Origin of the sequence: Pantoea sp. 1.19 (genome assembly GCF_001922585.1) — a bacterium.
GTDB lineage: Bacteria > Pseudomonadota > Gammaproteobacteria > Enterobacterales > Enterobacteriaceae > 1-19.
Genome location: NZ_MRBS01000003.1, coordinates 1 through 19,785, shown reverse-complemented (window position 1 = coordinate 19,785; position 19,785 = coordinate 1). Strand labels below are relative to the sequence as shown.

17 protein-coding genes, 1 tRNA gene and 1 pseudogene are annotated in these 19,785 nt (G+C 64.0%); 13 read left to right on the top strand and 6 right to left on the bottom strand.

All coding sequences use genetic code 11. The features are described 5' to 3' along the window. Positions 1-37: 37 nt before the first annotated feature. The 9 genes from BS626_RS06720 (at position 38) to BS626_RS06680 (ending at position 10,175) form a co-directional block, all read left to right on the top strand. Positions 38-937: a LysR family transcriptional regulator gene (locus BS626_RS06720; protein ID WP_075181633.1), complete on the top strand. Its 900-nt coding sequence runs from the start codon at positions 38-40 to the stop codon at positions 935-937. Positions 938-1,263: 326 nt separating this feature from the next. After that, positions 1,264-1,758, top strand: a complete 495-nt coding sequence (locus tag BS626_RS06715; RefSeq protein ID WP_371328491.1) for an SH3 domain-containing protein — start codon at positions 1,264-1,266, stop codon at positions 1,756-1,758. 121 nt (positions 1,759-1,879) lie between these two features. Then, on the top strand, positions 1,880-3,097 hold the full coding sequence (icmH, locus tag BS626_RS06710) for a type IVB secretion system protein IcmH/DotU (RefSeq protein ID WP_075182076.1): 1,218 nt from the start codon (positions 1,880-1,882) through the stop codon (positions 3,095-3,097). Next, on the top strand, positions 3,087-5,207 hold the full coding sequence (gene tssM, locus BS626_RS06705; RefSeq protein WP_075181631.1) for a type VI secretion system membrane subunit TssM: 2,121 nt from the start codon (positions 3,087-3,089) through the stop codon (positions 5,205-5,207). Before icmH ends, tssM begins: the two co-directional genes overlap by 11 nt. Before the next feature lie 12 nt (positions 5,208-5,219). Further along, a complete protein-coding gene (tagF, locus tag BS626_RS06700) occupies positions 5,220-5,918 on the top strand; it encodes a type VI secretion system-associated protein TagF (RefSeq protein WP_075181630.1) in 699 nt (232 codons plus the stop codon). A gap of 28 nt (positions 5,919-5,946) precedes the next feature. After that, on the top strand, positions 5,947-7,023 hold the full coding sequence (gene tagH / locus BS626_RS06695) for a type VI secretion system-associated FHA domain protein TagH (RefSeq protein WP_075181629.1): 1,077 nt from the start codon (positions 5,947-5,949) through the stop codon (positions 7,021-7,023). Next, positions 7,020-7,796: a PP2C family serine/threonine-protein phosphatase gene (locus BS626_RS06690; RefSeq protein WP_075181628.1), complete on the top strand. Its 777-nt coding sequence runs from the start codon at positions 7,020-7,022 to the stop codon at positions 7,794-7,796. The genes tagH and BS626_RS06690 overlap by 4 nt, the downstream gene beginning before the upstream one ends. Before the next feature lie 12 nt (positions 7,797-7,808). Next, positions 7,809-8,741, top strand: a complete 933-nt coding sequence (locus tag BS626_RS06685) for a hypothetical protein (RefSeq protein WP_075181627.1) — start codon at positions 7,809-7,811, stop codon at positions 8,739-8,741. 57 nt (positions 8,742-8,798) lie between these two features. Beyond that, positions 8,799-10,175, top strand: a complete 1,377-nt coding sequence (locus BS626_RS06680; RefSeq protein WP_075181626.1) for a serine/threonine-protein kinase — start codon at positions 8,799-8,801, stop codon at positions 10,173-10,175. Here BS626_RS06680 and BS626_RS06675 read toward each other — a convergent pair. Further along, the gene (locus BS626_RS06675; RefSeq protein ID WP_083615910.1) at positions 10,172-10,846 is read right to left on the bottom strand and encodes a gamma-glutamylcyclotransferase; all 675 of its coding nucleotides are present in this window, start codon (positions 10,844-10,846) and stop codon (positions 10,172-10,174) included. The two genes, BS626_RS06680 and BS626_RS06675, sit on opposite strands and share 4 nt — an antisense overlap. Before the next feature lie 473 nt (positions 10,847-11,319). On the opposite strand from BS626_RS06675, the gene chaA reads away from it, so the two are divergent. Next, the gene (chaA, locus tag BS626_RS06670) at positions 11,320-12,411 is read left to right on the top strand and encodes a sodium-potassium/proton antiporter ChaA (protein WP_075181624.1); all 1,092 of its coding nucleotides are present in this window, start codon (positions 11,320-11,322) and stop codon (positions 12,409-12,411) included. Between the two features lie 41 nt (positions 12,412-12,452). Here chaA and BS626_RS06665 read toward each other — a convergent pair whose 3' ends face one another. Further along, positions 12,453-13,190 carry a glutamine amidotransferase gene (locus BS626_RS06665; protein WP_075181623.1) on the bottom strand — a complete coding sequence of 246 codons (738 nt, stop codon included), beginning with the start codon at positions 13,188-13,190 and terminating at the stop codon, positions 12,453-12,455. A 234-nt stretch (positions 13,191-13,424) separates the two neighbouring features. On the opposite strand from BS626_RS06665, the gene BS626_RS06660 reads away from it, so the two are divergent. Together BS626_RS06660 and BS626_RS06650 are read left to right on the top strand one after the other, a co-directional pair. Next, complete coding sequence (locus tag BS626_RS06660; protein WP_075182075.1) at positions 13,425-14,309, top strand: DMT family transporter; 885 nt, start codon at positions 13,425-13,427, stop codon at positions 14,307-14,309. 646 nt (positions 14,310-14,955) lie between these two features. Further along, positions 14,956-15,315, top strand: coding sequence for a hypothetical protein (locus tag BS626_RS06650; protein ID WP_075181621.1), 360 nt, complete (start codon positions 14,956-14,958; stop codon positions 15,313-15,315). A gap of 481 nt (positions 15,316-15,796) precedes the next feature. Here BS626_RS06650 and BS626_RS06645 read toward each other — a convergent pair whose 3' ends face one another. The 3 genes from BS626_RS06645 to ghrA are packed head-to-tail and all read right to left on the bottom strand — an operon-like array spanning position 15,797 to position 18,129. Further along, a complete protein-coding gene (locus tag BS626_RS06645; protein WP_075181620.1) occupies positions 15,797-16,369 on the bottom strand; it encodes a molecular chaperone in 573 nt (190 codons plus the stop codon). Between the two features lie 27 nt (positions 16,370-16,396). Next, positions 16,397-17,134: a phosphatase gene (locus tag BS626_RS06640; RefSeq protein ID WP_075181619.1), complete on the bottom strand. Its 738-nt coding sequence runs from the start codon at positions 17,132-17,134 to the stop codon at positions 16,397-16,399. A gap of 53 nt (positions 17,135-17,187) precedes the next feature. Further along, positions 17,188-18,129 carry a glyoxylate/hydroxypyruvate reductase GhrA gene (gene ghrA, locus BS626_RS06635; protein WP_075181618.1) on the bottom strand — a complete coding sequence of 314 codons (942 nt, stop codon included), beginning with the start codon at positions 18,127-18,129 and terminating at the stop codon, positions 17,188-17,190. A 251-nt stretch (positions 18,130-18,380) separates the two neighbouring features. On the opposite strand from ghrA, the gene BS626_RS06630 reads away from it, so the two are divergent. Next, positions 18,381-18,468: transfer RNA gene (locus tag BS626_RS06630), tRNA-Ser, on the top strand. Between the two features lie 524 nt (positions 18,469-18,992). Here the strand turns inward: BS626_RS06630 and BS626_RS06625 are convergent. Beyond that, positions 18,993-19,785 (bottom strand): annotated as a pseudogene (locus BS626_RS06625) (contractile injection system protein, VgrG/Pvc8 family); the annotation flags it as partial.

Sequence of the window (19,785 nt, the reverse complement as noted above, 5' to 3'; positions counted from 1 at the left end):
TTACCTATTGTTTTCAATCAGGTTAAAAAGAACAGCGATGAAAATGAGTATCAAGCAGTTACGCGCGTTTTTAGCGGTAGCTCACACTCTGAACTTTGCCCTGGCCAGCGAACGCCTGAATATTTCCCAGCCGGCGCTCAGCCTTGCCATCCGCGCGCTCGAGGACGCGCTGGGCGGCGCACTGCTGCTGCGCACCACGCGCCACGTCACTCTGACGCCCGAGGGAGAAGCCTTTTTTCCACTGGCGCGGCGGCTGCTGGCCGACTGGGACAACGTCGAAGAGGCAATGCACCTGCGCTTCACCCTGCAGCTGGGCAAAGTGTCCGTGGCGGCGATGCCGTCGTTTGCCGGAAATCAGCTGCCGGCGGTGCTAAAGGCGTTTCGCCAGCGCTATCCGGGCATCAACGTCGCGGTGCACGATGTGATAAACGAACAGGTCGTGGAGATGGTGCAGGAGGGACGCGTCGAGCTGGGCATTGCCTTTGAACCGGAGCCGGCGAATTCGCTGCATTTTACCCCGCTGGGCAGCGACCGCTTTGTGGCGATTGTCGCCGCTGACAGCGCGCTGGCCTCGCGCGAGTACATTAGCTGGCGCGAGCTGCTGCAGTGGGATTTCATCACCCTGCAGCGCCCCTCGGCGGTGCGCCTGCTGTTAGAACAGGCGCTGGCGCGGGACGGGAAACGCCTCGACGTGGCCTTTGAAAGTCATCAGCTGGTGACGGTGGGAAAAATGGTGGCCTGCGGGCTGGGCGTCAGCGCGGTACCGGCACTGTGCGTGCAGCAGATGCGTGAACTGGGCGCGGTCTGCCGGCCGCTCACCCACCCTGCCATTGAGCGTCGGGTAGGCCTGCTGCAGCATAAACAACATCGTTTATCGCAGGCCGCCGCCGCGCTGGCGCAAACGCTGAGCGCCGAAAGCCGCTGGCCAGACGCATAACGACGCGACGCGGAAATTCTTAAATTTCACACTGTTAGCTCTGGGCACGCGCGGCGGTGAACCGCGCTTTCCCGTTAAATTGTAAGCTTTTTTGCGCCTCTTTCCCCGATGTAACGGCGGCGGCAGGGCCGGATCATAACTTGCCCCGTTGCGCAATTGTTTGAATTCCCAAAGCGGTCAGGTAGACTAAACGCCGGTATTATCTTCATGTAATTTGAAGCAATTTTAGCCAGTCCTGGCACCCGTTATTTATCGCCTGCGTCCCGTTCCGTCTTAATTTTGTTAAGTATGATCGGTAAATAAAACAGTTAATGTTCCCGAGGATCATTGTGAAAATTCGCGCCGCGTGCATTCTTGTCTCAATTCTGGCTCTGGCGAGCTGTAAAACCGCCCCGCCGCCGCCGACGGATGACACGCTCATCACCAGCGAGGTGGACGGTGTGACACTGCTGCACCGCTATGCCATTCAGCCGCCGGCGCAGTTTACGCCGGTGAACGGTGACTATCGCGCCCTCTATACCGCCTCGGTCATGTCCCGGCCCGATTTTGGCGGCAGCGTGGTGCAGCAGCTGGAGAATGGCGCCCACTACCGGCTGCTGGGCGAGGTGGAAAACCAGTGGTACGCAGTGGCTGATGCCGGTGCGTCACAGCTGCTCGGCTACGTGCCGCGCAAAGCGCTGGTCTCCAGCGATCGCTATGCCGCCACCCTGCGCAGCGATCGCCCGCGGCCGCGCAGGGCGGTGAAAAAAGAGTGCGTCGACGTCGGGGGACAAAGCAAAGCTTGCCGCAGTCACGCCAGCAGCACCTGGATCCTCGAATGAGCCGATCCCGCCCTTTACCTCCGGACGTCGCGGGCCGTCGGCGACCGCGGTCTGCCCTCCCCGTTCAGCGACAGCATCGCCAGTGCGGCGACGCGTTCCGCTGGGCCTGCCGGACGTGAACGTGCCAGCGCGTCGCGCGGTGGGCGGCCATACCGCTAACGGTGATAACCCTTTGCTGCGGGCGGCCACGCCGCTGCTGAACACGGTTGTGCAGCTGCGCATGGCGGCCACCCATGACGATCCCGCCGGTCTGCGGTTGCAGCTGATCGACGAAGTGCGCCTGTTTGAAACCCGCTGCAAACAGGCCGGACTGCCTTTCGATATGCTGATCGGTTGCCGCTACTGCTTGTGCAGCGTGCTGGATGAGGCCGCATCGCGCACGCCCTGGGGCAGCCGCGGCGTATGGTCCGGCAGCGGCCTGCTGGTCACCTTTCACACTGAGAGCGGAGGGGGAGAAAAGTTTTTTCAGCTGCTGTCCCGCCTCTCAGAACAGCCGCAGCCAAATCTCTGGCTGCTGGAAGTGATGCACTACTGCCTGCTATTGGGCTACGAAGGCCGCTATCGCGGGCTGGAAAACGGCCGCGCCGAGCGTGAGGCGACGGTGCAGCGGCTTGGCGCGCTGCTCGCCGCGACGCACCGTCCGCTTGCCGCGGCGCCGCTGGCCAACCTGGTGGTTCCCCCGGCGCACACTGCTCTCTGGCGCCCGCCGGTGCCGCTGTGGGCCGCGCTTATGCTTACCGCCCTGCTGGCTGGTTTGGTCTATACCGCGCTAAACTGGCGGCTGGGCAACGCCGCCGAGCCGGTGTTACGCGAAATCTATCAAAGCGCGCGGCCGATTGCCGACCGCCGTAGCGGCACGCCGCTGCTCGCGCTGCGCGACGCGCTGGCGCCAGAGGTGCACCGCCAGGCACTGCAGGTCAATGACGGCCCGGTTAGCAGCAACGTGATCGTACCGAGCGATACCCTGTTTGGTCGCGACGCCAGCGTATTAACCGCCGAAGGGCGTGCCCTGCTGCTGCGCGTCGCCCGGGTGATGGGCCCAATCGACGGCACTCTGACTATCAGCGCCTATACCGATGACGGTGCGCACGCTGACGGGCGTTTCGCCTCCAGCTATGAATATACCCTCGCCCAGGCGCGGGCTGTCGCGACGCTGCTGAGCCAGCACGGTCAGGGCGCGCGACGCGCGCTGAAGACCGAGGGCCGCGGCGATAGCGGTGCGCTGCTGCCCAACGACACGGCGGAAAACCGCCAGCGCAACCGCCGGGTTGAACTGGTCCTGTCCGCCGCGCCGCCGGCCGATGCTGAACGCGCACACGAGGTTCCCAATGCCGACTAAACGTCACGCCCTCCTCACGCACCCGCTGCTGTGGGGACTGCTCGGGATCACCGCCCTTTGCTCGCTAATTTGGTTAGTGGGCCCGCTACTACCGCTGGGCGACGGGCACCCGCTGGCGTCGCCGCTAAACCGCCAGCTGGCAATGGCGGGATGCTGTTTTGCCTGGGTGCTGTTTCAGCTGATTCCCCGCCTGTACGCCGGCTGGTTTAACCGCAAGCTGCTGCGCCATCTGCAACCCCCGCGGGGTGATGATGCGCTGCAGGCCACCGAAAGAGTGTTGACCCAGCGCTTTAACGATGCGATCCAGGTACTCAAGCGGGCCCACTTTACGCCCGACGGCCAGAGCCGCAGCGGACGCTGGTCGCGATTCAATACGCAGTACCTCTACCAGCTGCCCTGGTACATGGTGATTGGCGCCCCCGGCGCCGGCAAAACCACGGCCCTGGTGAACTCCGGGCTGCCGTTTCCGCTGAGCGAAACGCTGGGCAACGCCGCCGTGCGCGGCATTGGCGGCACCCGCCACTGCGACTGGTGGTTTACCGGCGAGGCGGTGCTGCTGGATACCGCCGGACGCTACGCCCTGCAGGAGAGTATGCGCGAGCGCGACGCCAGCGAGTGGCAGCGTTTTATCTCGCTGCTAAAGCGCTATCGCGCGCGCCAGCCAATCAACGGTGTGATCCTCACCCTGTCGGTGGCTGATTTACTCAGTGATACTGCTGAGATGCGCCAGGCGCAGGCGCTGGCGCTGCGGCAGCGGCTGGAAGAGCTGCACCAGCAGATCGGGATTCACTTTCCGGTCTACCTGATGGTGACCAAAACCGACCTGCTGAAGGGCTTTATGAGCTATTTTGCCGGACTGGATAAAGCAGGACGCCAGCAGCACTGGGGCTTCACTTTTCCGTGGCAGAGCGTGCCGCAAAGCCGCGATGCGCTGCACGCGCGCTTTAGCCAGGGCTTTAGTCAGATGCACCAGCAGCTGATGCAGGGGCTGGCTGCCCGCATGGCCGGTCAGCACGAACTGCAGTCGCGCGCCGACGCGTTTCTGTTTCCACAGGAGTTTGCCTCGCTGCAGCCGCTGCTGGCCGAATATCTGGAGCGCGTCTTTACGCCTGAACAGCCGCGCCTGCCGTGGTCGCCGCGCGGCCTTTTTTTCACCAGCGGCACCCAGGAGGGACTGCCGTTTGACCGGATTATGGGCGAGCTAACGCGCAAGCTTCAGCTGCCCGGTACGCGCAGCCAGACGCTGGCCAGCTGGGACAGCGTGAGCCGGCAGGCGCCGATTCCCGCCCCCCGCGGTCAGAGTTATTTTATCCACCACCTGCTGCGCGATCGGGTGTTTCGCGAGCGCGGACTGGCCGGCAGCGATCGCCGCTGGGAGTATCGCCACCGGCGCCTCCACTGGCTGGGCTACGGCGCCCTTGCCGCGATGCTGGCCCTGCTCTGCAGCCTCTGGACGCTCAGCTACCTGCACAACCGCAGCTACCTCGCCCGGGTGGCCGAACGCCTGCCGGCGATGCAGCAGGCGGCAATGCAGCAGAGCCGCGACGTTCGCGGCGATCTGTTCGCCCTGCTGCCGTTTCTCAATCAGCTGATTGCGCTGCCGCAAAGCCCTGACTTTACGCTGGATAATCCGCCGCTGAGCCTGCGCGCCGGCCTGTGGCGCGGCGAACAGGTTGCCAACGCCAGCTGGGCGCTGTATCAACACGCGCTGCGCGCCCTGCTGCTGCCGCGCGTGGCGCAAAGCATCACCCAAACGCTGCGCCATGATAACGGCAGCGATGATGATTTTAGCCGCGCCGCGCTGCGCGCCTATCAGATGTTGTATCAGCCGCGCAGCTACGACGGCGAGTTCCTGCGCGGCTGGGTGATGCAGAATGTCCAGCGCTCGCTGCCGCCGGGCGCGACGCCGCGCGATTTGCAGCAGCTCGACTGGCACCTGAGTCAGCTGCTGGACAAGCAGATCCAATCCTCGCCTTATGCGCGTGATAATGCGCTGATGATGCGCAGACTGGCCAACAGGCTGGAGGGCGCCGGTCTGCCACCGTCCGATGTCCCCGCGCCGCGGCGGCCAATCACGGCGGTGGTTGAGCCATCACTGACGTCGCCATAAGGGAGGGAAGAGATGGCTGAACGCTACGGTTTGGGGTGGTACGGCAAATTACCCGGCGCCGGCGATTTTTTACAGCGCCGCGTCTCAGATGCCACCGTATCAGCCTGGTCGAACTGGTTTCAGTCCGGCCTGAGCCACTGGCATCAGTTCAGCGGTCTGGCGGGCGATCGCTTCGGGCTCGCGCCGATCTGGAACTTCGCCCTGCCCGCCACGCTGGGGATCCAGCGGGTGCAAATTGGCTGCCTGCTGCCGTCGCGTGATCGGGTGGGCCGCGCCTGGCCGCTGCTGGCCCTGCGCAGCTTTGCCCCCGCCCACTGGCATCCGGCGCAGCTGGCGCTGGCGGGCGAGTGGTTTGACGATCTCGGCGAGACGCTCGGCGCCGCGGTGCGCAACCGGCTGGATGCCGAACAGCTCGACGCGCAGCTAATGGCACTGCCGCCGCTGACGGTGCCGGACCCGCGGCCATCGGCTATTCTGGAGGTACTGGGCTGGCAGAGTCTGCCCGGCTCGCTGCGCTGGGATGAGGTCGGCAGCCATTTTGATCCGATGCAGTACGTGAGCTACTGGTGGACAAATCAGCGCGACGGGTATCCCCTGACCACCCATAAACACAGTGGCAAGCTGACCGCCCAACTGTTCACCACGCTGTTTCATCCCGCGGCGGGATCGCGTCCCGGGCAACACGGGCTTTATCCACCGATGTTCGACTAACGGCATCGGCCATGATTCGGAAATCACCATGCAATTTACCCTGATAGCGGCACCGCCAGCGTGTCCGACCGACAGCATCACGTTCCGCCCGCCCGGCGGAACGATTGGCCGAAGTTCGGACAACGATCTGGTGCTGCCGGATGACGATCGTGCTATCTCGCGCCTGCAGGCGGTGGTTCATCTCAGCGCCGCGGGCGACTGCCGGCTCACCAACTACGGCAGCGTCACCCCGGTGCTGCTGAATGCGCAGCCGCTGGCGTGTGGCGACCAGGTGGTACTGCGCAACGGCGATGTGCTGACCATTGGCCACTACGCCATCCAGGTTGGCGAACCGGCTGCGCCGCACGGCAGCGGCGAGCCGCAGGCCGCGGAGCTCTGCCCGCCGCGCCAGGCCGCCCCCTCCGGGACGACGCAGAGCGCGGCCCATCAGCGCCTGAGTATCGATCCGCTGGCCAGCATGCCGCCGGATCGTGCCGCCCCGGCGGCCGATCAACCGCGGCTGGTGTCAGCCCTGCTGGAGGGCATGGGCCTCGATCTGCACGGCCAGCCTGGCGGCCTGGATGAGGAACAGATGCGCATGACCGGCAGAATGCTCAGCCTGTTCGCCCAGGGCACCGTGGCCCTGCTCTCCTCGCGTTCAATTCTCAAACGCGGCGTCAAAGCGGAGATGACCCTGATTCTCAATGAGGCCAATAATCCGTTCAAGATTTTGCCCTCCGGCAAAACCGTGCTGATGCAGATGTATCAGAGCGAGATGCCCGGCTTTATGGCACCGGAAACGGCGGTGCGCGATGCGCTGGTGGATCTGCAGGCCCATCAGCTCGGCATGATTGCCGGCATCCGCGCGATCATTGCCGCCATGCTGCAATCATTTCATCCTCAACGGCTTGAGGAACTGGCGCAGCGCGAGGGGCTGGCGCCGAAATTTGCCCTGAGCGGCGGACGAAAAGCGGCGATGTGGTCGTTTTTTGAGCGCCACTATCAGCACACCGCCGGCGAAATTGAAGATGACTTTCACACCCTGTTTGGCGAAGCCTTTCTCCACGCCTACGATACGGAAGTGCATCAGTACAAGGATTCACAAAACCGGACTGACGCGTCATGAACATTACCTGGGCAGCCGACAGCCTGCAGGGGCTACGCGACAGCAATCAGGATCTCACCGGCGCGCGGCTTGACGCCGACAGCGGCTGTTTTTTGGTCTGCGACGGCGTGGCCGGCACCCCCGGCGGTGATCTGGCGGCCGGGATCGCCCGGCAGGTGCTGCTCGCGCCGGCGGCCGGCGAGGAACGGTTCAGTCCGCAGCAGACGCGGCAGCGGGTGGTGCAGGCCGATGCCCGGATCCGCCAGTGCCAGCGCCGCTCCCCGCAGCATGCGCAGATGAGCACCACCCTGGCCGCGCTGTTTATTGATCGCCATCAGCAGCAGGCCTGGTGGGCGCACGCCGGCGATAGCCGGCTGTATCACTTCCGCCGCGGCGAACTCTGTCAGGTGACCCGCGACCACAGCCTGGCGCAGCAGCTGCGCGAAGCCGGACTGGAGGTCTCCGATCGCAGCCGCCACCTGCTGGTCAACGCGCTCGGGGCGCAGCCGCCGCGCGAGGCCAGCTACAGTGGCCTGCTGTCGCTGGAGGACGGCGACGCCTTTTTACTCTGTACCGATGGCTTCTGGCAGCAGCTTACGCCGGCGGATATGGTGCAGACGCTGCACGGGGTTAGCTCACCGCAGGCGTGGCTGACGCGGATGCTACAGGCCAGCGCCGCCTCGCCGCCGCGCGATAATTTAAGCGCGCTGGCGGTTTGGATCGGTGCGCCGCAGGCGGTGGCTCTGCGGCCGCTGCCGGGCGCTGCCGCCCACTCTCTTCCGTCCCAACACTGAACCGGAATACGCATGAAACCTGCTCTGATAGCTCCGATCCTGCTGGCGCTGGCCGGCGCGGCCGGTGCGGAAAATTACCGCGCGGTCTGGTCGCCCAGCCTGTCGCTGGAGGTCTATATTGACCATGTTGCCGACAGCGCACCGGAGAGCTGGTGTCAGCCAACGCTGCCGCTGCGCATTGTGACCGGCGAGGCGGCCAGCCCGGCAGTGCTGCAGGATTTTCTGCCGCGCGTGGGTAATTTGCTGCAAAACCAGTGCCCCAGCCTGACTCTCCTGCCCTGGCAGCTGACGGATAAAACCGGCGCCCGACTGGCCAGCGGCAGCGCCAGCCGCGCCGAGGGCTGGCGGGTGGAATTGGCGATCGCCCCGGCGGCGACGCTCACCGCCTCCGCGCCGGCTAACCGCCAGCCGCTGCAGCATTTTGCATTACCGGACGGCTGCCATTTTCGCACCTGGTGGGACGCCAGCGGCTCATCGCTGTTTATCCCACAGGCGCCGGTGCTCCGCTGTAGCGCCGAAGGGTGGCTGGAGGGGGCCGCCACCCTGACGCTTCACCGCGCGGGACAGACGCAGTCCCTGCCGGTACTGTTCCTGGCCGGTTACCCGCTCTCCGGCCTGCGCAGCGACGATCGGCTGCGCGTGGCGGCGATTAACAATCAGCGGCTGCTGCTGGCCAGCACCGCGGCCCCCGACAGCTGGCTGCTGCTGCCCTTTGATCGCGAGCGCCACGTCTGGCATTTTACCGGCGCTCTGCTGCTGTTGCAGGCGGCGTCCCCGGCGCTCTCCAACGCCGCGCTGGCCAGTCGGGTCAGCGCGGTGGAAGAGGCCTGGCGCCCGGTGCTGGGCGCCAGGCCGCTGGATAGCGTGTATCTGGTTGACGCACTGCCGGTGACCGCGGCCGATCCCAGCGCGGCCGCCTGGCGCCGCCTTACGCCGGCACCCTAAGGCGCGGTCAGCATAGCGCACCACTCGCGGCCCTTTGCCGCTTACAGGGAGACAACGATGACGACGTCAGAGCTCACCGCGCCACACGCGCTGCCTGCCGGCTACCGTTTTAATGAATTTGAGATTCTGGAGGTTATTGGCGGCGGCGGATTTGGTCTGGTCTATTGCGCCTGGGATCACCAGCTGGAGCGCACCATCGCTATCAAAGAGTATTTGCCGGTATCGCTGGCGGAGCGAAACGAGGCGATGAACGTGGAGGTGCGCGGCGAGCGCTGGCAAAAGCTGTTCAGCGCCGGCCTTAACAGCTTTATGCAGGAAGCGCGCCTGCTGGCGCGCTTTAATCACCCCGGCTTGCTGCACGTACTGCGCTTCTGGGAACAGAACGGCACCGCCTACATGGGCACCGTCTACTACAGCGGGATGACGCTGAAGGCGTGGTTAGAGCAGCGCCGCGAGATGATAGATGAAGCCTGGATTCGCCGTCTGCTGCCGCCGCTGTTTGGCGCCATTGCCACGCTGCACCGGGCAGGCTACCTGCACCGCGATATCTCGCTGGATAACATTCAGGTACAGGATAATCAGCTGCCGGTGCTGCTCGACTTTGGCTCGGCGCGCAAAGCGATTGGCAACCTCAGCGATCAGACCGACATCATCCTGAAGCCGGGATTCGCGCCAATTGAGCAATACAGTGAAGAGCAGGATAACCGACAGGGGCCGTGGACGGACATTTATGCGTTGGGCGCCGTGCTGCATACGCTGGTCACCGGCGAACCGCCCAGCGCCAGCGTGGTGCGCTGTATCGAAGATAACTATCAGCCGCTGGCCACGCGCCGCCCGGCGGGCTTCTCCCCGCCGCTGCTGCGCGCCATTGACCAGGCGCTGGCGATGCAGCCGGATCGTCGACCGGCCAGCATTGAGGCCTTTGCCGCGCTGCTGGCCCTGCCGGTCGGCGAGGCGGCGGCCGGCGAGACGCTGGAGGTCGGGGCCATCGTCACCCGGCAGAGCGCCGCGCCGGCGCGCCGCCGGCCCGCCGCCGCTCAGCCGCTGCCGTCAGCCGCGCTGCCCGGCGAAGGTTTGCGGCCCCGCACGCTGGTGCTCGGCGGCGTCGCGCTGCTGGCCCTGCTGGCGATGGGATTCGGCCTGTGGCGGGCCATCAGCCCGTCCGCCGTAGCGCCGGTGGCCAGCGTCCCCCTCGCCGGCCAGCCCGCCGCCGGAGGACCGACGCTGGCCACGGTTTACCTGCGCCTCAGCCACGGTGAGCGGTTGCGGCTAAACGGTGAGGCGATCGCCGTTACCCCAAACGATAACGGCTATGCGGTGCTCAATCTGGCCGCCGGCGACTACCAGCTTGAAGTACAGGGCGGCAGCCAGCGGCTGACGCAGCGGCTGCAGGTGGATTCACCCGGCACCTGGCTTATCGCTCTGCCCCGCTAGCCGCGATTGGCGGGCGGAGCGTGCAGAATACGTACCCGCTCCACCAGCTCCCGCAGGCTGCCGTCGTCAATACCGCGCCTGACCAGCTCCTGCTCCAGGGCAAACAGATACTGGGCGTTACTGCCCAGTGGTCCGCTGGCGCGGGCAATCAATGGCGCCACCGCCTGCGGCGTAACGTCCTGTTCATACAGGGGATGGGTCGGATCCATCACGAACGCCAGCGCGGTCACCTGCTGCCCCGACTTAAGCGTCAGCGCACACCAGGTCGGCACGTAGCAGCCGATAATCATTTCGCGCTTCCACAGCAGCCGCAGCTCTGCCAGCAGAGTCGCCTCGGGCAGGCGAAAGGCCAGTCCGTGGGTGCGGCCGCCGTCGCGCAAGGCCAGCATGCGCCCGGGACTGTCCGGCGTGCCGCGCCCGGCGGTCAGCCGCAGGCAAAAAGCCCGGTGCCAGCCCTCCAGCGTAGCCGGCGCCACCTCCTCGGCCTCAAATAGCGGGTTCCACATTAGCGAACCATAGCCAAACAGCCACACCGGACTGCGATCGGGCCGCGCGGCCAGCGTATGGCGCAGGGACGCCTCGCGCTGTGCATCGCTCCACAGCAGCGCCTCATCAATCTGTCCAAATGCGGTGCGATAATCGGCCTGTTGTAACCAGTCTCGTGTTAGCACTGCTTTCCCCCGTACAACGTTCTCAGCGGTCACTTCAGCCGGTGCGATGCCTCGCACCCGGTGAGGCTACCACCATAGGGTTTTCACCCGGCGCGATCAAGTTCGGGCTCTCTGGCGGCAAACCTGTTTACCGGCGGAGGGATACCTGTGACTTATTGCTGTCATCGAAATAAACGATGAACAATGCCTTATTCCAACCGATATTTAAGGCGATTATCGGCCAGCCAGCCTGAGATAAGCACCAAAACCCTCTTTATCATAACCATTACTATCAACAAGTTAATTAGTCACTTCGCAATAAATCCCCTTCATGTTCGAAAATCAACTGAAGTAAATAAAAGTAAAAAAAATTATTCAGTGTGGTGAAATTCGCTACACTTATTGCGTTCGACCCTGCGCCGCTGGCGCTTTATCCCGCACTGCGCGGTTTTGAAGTCTTTTTTCAGGAATTCTGGTGTAAGGAGATGTTGCCTATGAGTGCCGCAGACAGCACGAAAACCCGCCATACCGAATACTCACTGCTTTTCCCACTGCTCGCGATCGGGGTCCTTATCCTGTTTGGTGCGACCACCGATCTGCCGGCGCTGATCGGCATTAACCTGCTGGCGTTGGTGGCGATCCTCAGTAGCGCCTTCAGCGTGGTGCGCCATGCTGACGTGCTGGCTCACCGTCTGGGCGAACCTTACGGATCGCTGATCCTCAGCCTGTCGGTCGTGATTCTGGAAGTCAGCCTGATCTCCGCGCTGATGGCCACCGGTGATGCCGCCCCGGCGCTGATGCGCGATACGCTGTATTCCATCGTGATGATTGTGACTACTGGCCTGGTCGGCTTTTCGCTGCTGCTGGGCGGACGGAAATTTGCGACCCAGTACGTCAACCTTGGCGGCATCAAGCAGTATATGATTGCGATTTTCCCGCTGGCGATTATCGTGCTGGTGTTTCCCTTTGCGTTGCCCGGCGGCAATTTTACCCCGACCCAGGCGCTGATCGCCTCGGCCATTTCTGCCTCCATGTACGGCGTCTTCCTGCTGATCCAGACCAAAACGCACCAGAGCCTGTTTGTTTATGAGCATGAAGATGACGGTGACGATCCCCATCACGGCAAGCCGTCGGCACACAGCAGCCTGTGGCATGCGCTGTGGCTGGTGGTGCACCTGATTGCAGTGATCAGCGTTACCAAAATGAACGCCAATCCGCTGGAAGAGCTGCTGACGATCATGAACGCTCCGGCGCAGTTTACCGGCTTCCTGGTGGCGCTGCTGATCCTGTCGCCGGAGGGGCTGGGCGCGTTAAAAGCGGTACTGGCTAACCAGGTACAGCGCGCCATGAACCTGTTTTTCGGTTCGGTGCTGGCCACCATTTCGCTGACCGTGCCGGCGGTGACCATCATTGCCATCTTGACCAACCAGACGCTGATCTTTGCCCTGCAGCCGCCGCAAATGGTGGTGATGGTGGCAGCGCTGGTGCTCTGCCATATTTCGTTCTCGACCGGCAGGACCAACGTGCTAAACGGCGCGGCACACCTGGCGCTGTTTGTCGCCTACCTGATGACCATTATGCTGTAAGTCAGACCCCATCACATCAAGCCGCCCACCGGGCGGCTTTTTTATTCCGCCAGCGCGCGCGACGGGCTGACCGCCACCTGCTGCCAGAAACGCAGCAGCAGTTCGCGCGCCCAGTGCGGCTCTTCCTGATGGCACATCAGGCTCACGACGCCGCCCGGCGGCAGCGCGTGCGTCAGGCAGGCCGTCATCATCTCGCCGGTGAACTCCGGGTGAAACTGTACCGACAGCGCCCGATCGCTGTAGCGCAGGATCTGGCAGCCATCCAGCGCCGAGCGCGCCAGTACCTGTGCCTGGCGCGGCGGCGTAATGACCGACTGCCGGTGCGACAGCCACGCGGAAAACTGGGCGGGAAAGCGCTGCAGCAGCGGATCGCTCGCCAGCGGCGGCAAGGCCAATATCTGCTGTAACCCGCGCTCCCAGCCGTTGGGGTTATCCGCCACTTCACCACCCAGCGCCCAGGCCATCAGCTGATGGCCATAGCAGACCCCCAGCAGCGGGAGATCGGTGCTCACCGCCAGTCGCACCCAGTCCGCCATTCGATCGCACCAGGCGTCATGGTCGGTGACCATTGCCCAGGAGCCGCAGATGATTGCCGCGGAGAGAGAGCTGGGCGCTGGCAACGCCTCGCCGAGATCCGGGCGGCAGACCTGATAGTCGCCCGGCTGTAAATCGAGCGCGGCAATAAACCACTGGTGCTGCTCGCCAATCTGCTGGCGCACGCGCTCCGGAGGGGGTTGTAACTGAATAATCGCTAACGGGGCAACAGACTCTCGACGCATGGGCTCACTCCCAAACAGAGGCGGCATAATTAATGCACGGCAGGGTATTTTTTGCTTACCGCAGAAAAAATACCAGACTTGTTCCGCGCGGTGAATCCTTTCCTGCGGTTAATTATTCCTCATCATTAGGCGGTGAAAAAAACGTGCCAGAATGCGATAGTATTCTTTTATCTGATTTACCGCCCGCTGGCGTTTTTTTATCCGCCAGCGCCGCCTGACTATAAAGGATTTCCTTTGGCTCCCCGTCATCAATTATTGGTTCTCTGTATTGTTTCGCTCTGGGCATTTAATTCTGTAGCGATTAAATGGGGACTGGTCGATTTGCCGCCGCTGTTTTTAACGCTAATGCGCTTTGTCGTCGTCTCCGTGCTGCTGGTGCCGTTCTGTCGCGTCAGGCGCGCCGAACTGCGCTATCTGGTACCGCTGGCCTTTACCTTTGGTTTTATGCACTTTTCACTGCTGTTCGTCGGTACCCGCTACACCGACGCCGGCACCAGCGCCATTCTGGTGCAGCTCGGCACGCCGTTCTCCATGATCCTCGCCATGCTGGTGCTGAAAGAGAAACTGAGCCTGCAGCAAATTGTCGGTATTCTGTTATCCCTCACCGGCGTCATGGTGATCAGCGGCAGTCCAACCATTCCGCACTGGTGGGTGCTCTGCCTGTTATTAACCAGCGCCGCAGGCTGGGCGATCAGTAATATGATTGTGAAAAAGTCCCCGCCCATCAAGCCGCTGACCATGAGCGCCTGGGTGTCATGTTTGGCCATTCCCATTGTCGGCGCCGCCTCGCTGCTGTTGGAACAGGACCAATGGAGCGCGCTGCAGCATGCCAGCTGGCGCGGCTGGTTTGCGATTCTGTACAGCGCCATCGGATCCTCCATTCTGGCCTATTCTCTCTGGTATGGCCTGATCCGCAAATACACGGTGAATATGCTGATGCCCTGGTCTTTATTGACCCCCGTCCTGGCGGTGCTGTTTGGTATTCTGGTACTGGGAGACAGTCTGAATCAGTTTAAATTGATCGGTGCGGCGCTGGTGGTCACCGGTACCTGCGTCGCGGTGGTGAATCGCAGCCACCTGCGTGCGCTGTGGCGGTTCCAGCGTGCCCGCCGTTCCTGAGCGTCGGGGTGATATAAAGAGCCAAAGCCTGTCTTCACAGACCTCACGGTGGCAAACCCTCTGGCCGCAGCCATTTACCGATACGCTCCCGGCCAGCATACCATTGCGGCGAGCAGCGGCTCGGCTGCGCCTGTGCAATCGGTGAGCCGGCGGCCAGCAGCCCGGCTGTAGCGATCAGCGCCGCAGCGCGCCTGGCCGGCCCGCACGCCGCAGATTGATGTGCGGCTGGCCTCGCGCTGGTTCGCGCCGCGCGTTATTCCGCTAAACCGGCCGGCTCAGGCCCTGTGGGACCCGCTGGCCGGAGATACCGCCGCTGCCGGCGGCGGGATCCGTCTGCTGACGACTGCCCCGAATCATCGCGCGGCAATGCGGGCGGTGCGGGGCGCTCACGGCGATAACACCCGGCTGGCCGCGGCGGTAAGCCCGGGGGCGGCAGCGGCGCTGGAGGAGCCATCCTGGCGTCTGGCGGCTGTGCCGCACACCTGCGCAGCCCTGCGGCGTGACGGCAGCCTCCCCGGGGTATTGCCGGACAGCAGGCCCCGCGGATCGCCCACGCCGCCATTGCCGGCGCCGCCGTGGCCAGGCGCCCATCGGGCCGGCTGCCGGCCCGGTCATCGCCCGCTTTTTTGCCGGAGTGGACGCGGAGGTGCTGCGCATTGATCCATCCGGCTGGCAGAAGTCGGGCAGCAAGGAGGCGTTGACGCTGGGCAAACGCTGCGCCCGTCTCGATGGACGGCCGCGTGACGACAGCGCCGCGTTTGCGCGGCTGCTGGCGCAGCCCGGGATGATCGCCCACGCCGCCATTGCCGGCCCGGTCATCGCCCGCTTTTTGCCCGGAGTGGACGCGGAGGTGCTGCGCATTGATCCATCCGGCTGGCAGGAGTCGGGCAGCAAGGAGGCGTTGACGCTGGGCAAACGCTGCGCCCGTCTCGATGGACGGCCGCGTGACGACAGCGCCGCGTTTACGCGGCTGCTGGCGCAGCCCGGGATTCGGGTTCACGGCTAGCGCGCCGCTGCGCTGGAGCGGTTGCGATATGAAGCTGACAGCCTGCAGCGACTGGCGCCAGGGCTGCCTGACGTTTCGCTGAACGCACGGGGCTGGCCGGGGGCGTGGCATTGACAGCCTGGTACACATGGCCTGCGGCATGGACGAAGCCGGTCAGCGCTGGCAGCAGGCCAACCGGCCGGTGCCGCTGCCGGCGCGGGATCACGCCGCCGGTTATCTGATGGCCGCCGCCGTGCTGCGCGGCATCAGCGAACGCCTGCAGCAGCCGCGCGACGGGCAGGCGCGGCTGTCGCTGGCCGCCCCCCGGCGTTTCTGGTTGCGCGCAGCGGCCAGCGGCGCCGCCGGTCACCGGCACGCCGGACGATGTGAACGCCGGGATTGCGCTAACGGCGCGGGGGGAGGACAGCGTCTGCGCGCACCCTTCTGGCTACCCGGCACCCCGTGGTGCTGGTCGCGCGGCACGCTGGGCGACCTGACGACGTCAGGCGCCGCGATCGGCGGCCGCGGTTTCCACTTCCGCCAGCTCTTCACGCATCGCCTGAATAGCTTCGCGGCTCAGGCCGGCCAGCGCACGATAAAACGGCGTCTGAGCGTGCGCTTCGAGCTTACCCAGAAACGTGCCGCACCACGGCAGCAGGTAGCTGTCAAACAGCCTCACCTGCGCCGCGTATTCATCCTCCTGCGACTGATCTTCCAGCCAGGAGGCGGCCAGCAGCAGCTGGCCGATGTGATCCGCCGGCGCCTCGCCAAGCGACATCCCGCGCGAGGTTAAAAAGGCGCGCACCTCCGCTTCCTGTGGCCCGTTCGGCCACTGCGATCCGCAGGGCGGGACCGCGCACTGCTCACCGACAAACAGCGCCGCGTAATCCCCTGCCAGCGCGGCCGGTTCGGCGTTCTGCTCCAGTCGCTGCAGCAGCGCATCCTGCTCCAGCGGCCACTGCGCCCGCAGGGTGCCTTCACGCAGCAGGGCAAACAGCGGCGTCAGGATCGGATCCTGCGGCGGGCGGTGATACAGCGAGCCCAGCACGCGGCAGAGGATTGAAAACTCATTCATGATGTTATTCCGTTATATGTGACAACGTCACAGTTCAGCCAGTTCGGCGATGGGTTTCCCGGTGCGCAGCTCAAGAAAGTTCAGCAGGCGTCGGGGCGTCACATTTAACACCCGATCTTCCGGAAAATCCACCTCGCGCAGAATACGCAGGCAGTGCTCAAAATGACCGAGAGTAAAGGCGGTATGGGAATCTGACCCCAGCGCCAGCCAGCCACCGGCATCGCGAACCGCCGCCGCAATCGCCCGGCAGTTTGGCTCGCTGCCTTTGCGGGAATGGGTGAAGGAAGAGTTATTCAGCTCAAGGGCAACGTTGTGCCGGGCCGCCGCCGCGGCAATTGCCGGGATATCTACCGGATAGCGCGGATTGCCAGGATGACTAATGATGTGCACCTGACCACTGGCCATCGCGGCGATCATCGCGGCGGTATGGGTATCGCTATCCTGCGGCGGGAATACCGGCTCATGAAAGCCGGCCACCACGATATCCATCGCGTCCATCATCGGACCGCTACAGTCGATCTCCCCCGCAAGGTTTTTGATGTTGGCCTCAATGCCGCGCAGGATGCCGACGCCGTCAATCATCCGCGGCCAGACGCGCATATTGACGAAGTGCCAGTAGTGCGGCGCATCGGCCATATCCGGACCGTGATCGGTGATAGCCAGCAGGCGGATGCCGCAGGTTTGCGCCTGCAGGACGTAGTCCCGCAGCGTGCTGTAAGCATGGGTGCTGGCCACGGTGTGCATATGTAAATCAACCGGGTACATTGCCTTCTCCTGATGTGAATAATACGGGGCACGCCCGGCGCCCCGGACTGCAATTAATAGCCGCGCTGGCGGTCAACCCACCCTGCCGGCATTTTGCCCGCTTCGTACTCGCCAATCGCGCGGGCAATATACGCCATGGCCTCTTCCGGCAGGGTTACCGCCGCATTGTGCGGCGTGATAGCGATTCGCGGATGGTGCCAGAAAGGGTGATCTTCCGGCAGCGGCTCGACGTTAAACACGTCCAGCGCCGCGGCCTGCAGTTCGCCGGCCGCCAGCGCCGCCAGCAGATCCGCCTCGACCACGTGTACGCCGCGCGCGAGATTCAGCAAATAAGCCTGCGGATTCAGCTGGCGCAGCATGGCGCGATTGATAATGCCCTCGGTTTCAGCCGTCGCCGGTAGCAGGTTAATTAATACCTGCGTACCGGCGAGAAACGCCGGCAGCTGTTCCCGTCCGTGAAACGTTTGCATTCCGGCCCACTCCCGCGGCGAGCGGCTCCACAGCCGCAGCGGAAAGCCCCACGCCTTCAGGCTGGAGGCCACCGCCTGGCCCAGTACGCCGGCGCCGAGCACGCCGACGGTAAAGGATTCCCGGCGGTGAGGCTTCAGCGGCTGCCAGCGCCCCTGCGCTTGCAGCTGCTGATACTCATCAAAGCGGCGGAACCAGCCCAGCACGCGCTGTACCGCGTACTCCTGCATTTGCAGGCTCATGCCCGTGTCTTCCAGGCGGAACAGCGGCACCGCGGGGTCCAGCATATCCGGGCAGGTGCGTAGCTGGTCGAGAATATCATCCACACCGGCGCCCAGCGCAAACACGCCCTTCAGCCCCTGACGCCCCCGCAGCATCTCCGGCGGCGGCGTGCGCACCAGCGCATAGTCGGCGGGGGCATCATCGCCGGGTTGCCAGACGCGCACCTGCGATCCGGGCAGCCGCGTCTGTAGACCCGTTATCCAGCGGTCACTGTTGAAAAATGGATGGTAAAAGATAAGTTCCATGCTTCCTCCTTTTTCCTCAAGGCTCTGAGAAAAGCCGCGCCGAGGCAAGAAAAATATGCCGCGTAGCATCGCAAGCGCACCACCCCGGGCCGCTGTTTTCCTTTCCCGCCGGGTAAAAGCGCACACTTTCAGCGCACAATGACGAAATAGTAGCTAAACGCATCAACATCCTGAAAAAGGGGATTGACCCCCGCCGCCGCTTCCCCTACATTAGCGCCCGTCGACAGCCTGCTGTTGATAACAAACAATATGGTGAGGTGTCCGAGTGGCTGAAGGAGCACGCCTGGAAAGTGTGTATACGGCAACGTATCGAGGGTTCGAATCCCTCCCTCACCGCCATATTACGAGCGCATGTTATCAATGAACATGCGCTTTTTTTTGCGTTTCTGTTCGCTATGCCATTCGGTATGCCATTGCCGTCTGGCTTGCGCTGGCTCACTGGCGAACGCATCAGACAACTCACTCCCCTTGCATCTTGCCGCCAGCGCTCCCGGATAGCGCCGGGCGATGATGTCACGCTGAAAATGCCGCCGGTTTATACGCGGCTCCGTCAGCAAGCGGTGACAATCCGTTTATCACCATCGACACTGCGCAACCGTGCCCCCGCAGCGCTGGTCTGCGAGGCTCTCACCGTTACGCTGAGCGCCTGATCAACCCTGCGGCTTCTCCGCACGGCAGTCGCGGAGCTTTTTAACGCATGGCGTTAATCAGAAGCTGTATACACGCATCCCTTATCATCACGTTTCAACAGTTTTCAGGGTCGTGACGCAGAGTGAGTGTTGTTTTATGCTCATCTTTTGGGATGACTGATGGCGAAAAGTGATGTTATTGGTCCCCGCTGCGCCGAAACTCATGGCGTTATCCGCAACGGTATCTCCGGTGCCGTCGATGAGCGGCGCATGCCAGCCCAGCGTGCCACCGGCCGTCGGCTTCGCCATCCGCAGCCACAGGTAACCGTAGCCGGGTTCCGTCCCCTCCCGGTCGAAGTCCAGCTTCACCCGGTAGCGCCCCTGCTCGTCCAGGTGCGCGTAGGTATCGCTCTTCTCCCGGCTCTCGACGCGGGCCGGCAGCGTACCCGGGATGACCGGGCGCGGGACTTCCGCCGGACGGAAGCAGTAACGCTCGGTGTAAGGCAGGCCCCAGACCGACACGTGCAGGCGGGAGTCGCGGGCCCCCCGGTAGGTCACCCGCGTGAGGAGCACGCCCTCTTGCAGGGCGGCAATGACGTCGCCCTGCGGCTCCAGCACCTGCCCGGGCGTGAGGTGGGCAGCGTTGCTGAACAGGTGAATGCGGGCCGATTTGTTCAGCTCCCGCTCGTGGTGAAGCCGCGCGTAGAACGCGCCGGTTTCGGTTTCCGCCTCCGGGTCGCTGTCGTCGCCGGCTTCCCGGTACGGCTCTTTGTAGCGGTAGTGTTCGCCCGTCGTCACCGCGTCACTGCGCACGCTGGCCGCCGCGTCCATCGGCGCGCAGGCGGCGCGGTAGTTGTAATCCCGCGTGGCGACGGCGCCGGTGGCCGGGCCGTGCCAGGTCCGCACGTCCCAGACCGACTCCGCCGCCCCGTCGAACAGGCCCGAAGGCTCGCGGTACGGCAGGCGCACGTCAAAATGGTAGCTCAGCTGGCCGTCGGCAAAAATGTACGTATCCAGAGCGCGCACG